The organism is Collinsella sp. TF08-11AT, from assembly GCF_003437035.1.
Taxonomy (GTDB): Bacteria; Actinomycetota; Coriobacteriia; order Coriobacteriales; family Coriobacteriaceae; genus Collinsella.
Genome location: NZ_QSRL01000028.1, coordinates 1 through 2,500 on the forward strand (window position 1 = coordinate 1; position 2,500 = coordinate 2,500).

The 2,500-nt window shown below is 56.4% G+C and carries 3 protein-coding genes; all 3 read right to left on the bottom strand.

The genetic code is table 11. The annotated features are described in order from the left end of the window. Positions 1–328 precede the first annotated feature (328 nt). The 3 genes from DXC79_RS09915 to DXC79_RS09925 are packed head-to-tail and all read right to left on the bottom strand — an operon-like array spanning position 329 to position 2,321. Complete coding sequence (locus tag DXC79_RS09915) at positions 329–1,042, bottom strand: GntR family transcriptional regulator (RefSeq protein ID WP_117636069.1); 714 nt, start codon at positions 1,040–1,042, stop codon at positions 329–331. After that, positions 1,027–1,794: a GntR family transcriptional regulator gene (locus DXC79_RS09920; RefSeq protein ID WP_117636070.1), complete on the bottom strand. Its 768-nt coding sequence runs from the start codon at positions 1,792–1,794 to the stop codon at positions 1,027–1,029. Before DXC79_RS09920 ends, DXC79_RS09915 begins: the two co-directional genes overlap by 16 nt. A 35-nt stretch (positions 1,795–1,829) precedes the next feature. Further along, positions 1,830–2,321: a hypothetical protein gene (locus DXC79_RS09925; protein ID WP_117636071.1), complete on the bottom strand. Its 492-nt coding sequence runs from the start codon at positions 2,319–2,321 to the stop codon at positions 1,830–1,832. Positions 2,322–2,500 lie beyond the last annotated feature (179 nt).

Below are 2,500 nucleotides of genomic sequence, written 5' to 3' on the forward strand. Positions count from 1 at the left end.
AGGTAGCCCTCCTGGTCGAAGTGCATGATCTCGATCTTCTCGGTCTCCTTCATTCCCGCTCCTTTCACGAGCAGTTTGAATTGTCACACGGCCCGGACGGGCTTACCGTCCCGTCGCACCGCCTAACCTTGTGGTCATCTTGGCCCCAAGCTCAACAATTCAAAGGTTCTTAATACCAGTGAACGATTATAGGTTAGCCGTTTTTAATACCGATTTTTCGATTTCATCCTCCTCTCTCGGTAGACGGTCAGTTTTTGCCGCCCATCGGTCAAGCGACATATGGCCATAAAAGACGAGCGCCCTGCCGTACACAAGGACGCTCTGAACACTAATAGTTGTAGGTATATCCGCCGGCATCGCCGCGGGTAAAAGACTTGGCACACTCGATAACCTGTCCACTCGAGTCATAGGTCAGGCATTCCAGCACGAGTGCCAGGTCGCCCGGCTCAAGATCGAGCAAACTCGCATCGCGTGCGCCCAGCGCCTCAATATCGAGCTTCTCAATCGATTTATCTGGCTTTCGGCCCAACATGTCATAGGTCTCATACAGGCTGAAAACCGATATGTCCACGTCTTCGATGTCAGGGAACAGCAGACACGGGATCAGCGTCATCTCGATCGACACGGGTTCACCATCAATGCAGTTAAGACGGCGCACCGAGTAGAGCAGATCGTCCTCGCCGATACCAAACAAGTCGGCATAATACGGGCCGGCATAGCGTTTGGAGCGCGCCAGGATGCGCACCGACGGCGTCGCGCCCGAAGCTAAAACCGACTGACGGAAGCCGCCCTTGCGAGCGTGCTCGTCAAACCACTTGTGCCCCACAAAGGCGCCCTTGCCCTGCACGCGACGAATCTGGCCACTTTTGACCAGCTCATCCATGGCGCTGCGGATGGTCAGGCGCGTCGTGCCAAACTCCTCGGCCAGCTCATTTTCGGACGGAATCATCGAGCCCGTCGGATAGTCACCGCGCTCGATTCGCTCCGCAATGCAGCGGCGAATTTGCTTGTAAACCGGCAAGTCTTCTACTGCCTCAGCCATTCGACACCCACCTTCGTCGCAACGCCGTCTGCCTCACCGTTATCGGCAAATCGATACTTGGTCGGCAGGGTCACGGACTTGCAATACTCGACAAAGCCATCGTTCTCATCGCGCTCGTGCGAAGCCTTATAAAACACCGGGGCGCCCTCCTGGGCATCCAGCAACTTGGCCTCGTCGGCGTTCAGACGGCTGATGGAAATATGCTCCTTGCCGTGCGACACGCGGACATTCCCCTCTTTGAGCAAAACGTCGTAGAGGCTCTCCTGCTCGAAATCGTGATCGGGAAGCGAGGGACACAAAGACAGATTGACGTATGCCGTCTCGATCGACGCCGGGGAACCATTGACCACGCGCACGCGCCGAATGCAGAAGAGCGGCATGCCCAGCTCGATTTGAGCCTTTTGGGCCAGGTCGACATCGGCGTACACGACCTTGGAGCATACCAGGCGTGCGGTTGACTTTGAGCCGACCCTCTCCACCGCCTGCGTATAGTTCCACGTTTCCTGAAAGATGTTCAGCGGCTTGGGCGGGCACACATAGGTGCCCGAACCGCGGCGGCTTTCCAAGGTTCCGCACGAAATGAGACGCGTGATCGCAGCGCGCAACGCCGTGCGGGACACGCCCAGCTCTTCACAGAGTACGCGCTCGGCGGGCAGCCGGTCGCCACCCTGCAGGTCATAATGTTTGATATACCAAAGAATGCCCTCAAAGGCGCGATCTTTGGGCGGAATCGCATATGGTTCACTCGACATGGGTAAGGCTCCTCGACCGCTTGATGCTGCGGGCATCATTGCTCCGAACGCCCCATGGCGTCGAAGGCTTCTTTGATCTGTTCCGCAACGTTCCGATACGACCGATATAGGCCGCAGTCTCGCTTGACTTCGCCCGCAGTCACAGGAATCTCAAGCTTCGAAATCTCATCCTCGCCGGTTTGCACGGCAACGACGACACCCATACCAAGGCACATGTTACGCTTGGCGGCATTGTTTTTGGTAGCCTGAGCTGGGTTAATCAAAATCTGCTGAGCGAGCTCTCGATTGCTGAGCTGCGGCACATCCTCGGGATTTCCGGTCTCGACAATCTCGCATTGCAGCACATCCGCGTAGTCAAAAATCCTCGGGGTCGCGCCGCGCTGATGCACGGCCCACTTGCGACGCGTGGCATCCTGGTAGATAGCCGGCAAAAACGTAAAGCGCGGCGGGTCCAAAATCGTGTCCGTGATGGTAAACACATCGGGATCAAAGGCATCCTGCGGGTTTTTCTTCTTGAACAGCCCCATATCAGACTCCCGTACTAACACTTAACAACTCGAGCTAAATATAGCACCAATTTCAAGTCGCCGCTTTAGCGCATCGGTGCATGGCATCTATAGCTCGCTCAGCGGGAAATACACAGACGAGACCCGGGGCGGGGTGCTTGGTTTTGAGAAGTGGGCTTCGCGAACTTCCAAAACCAAGC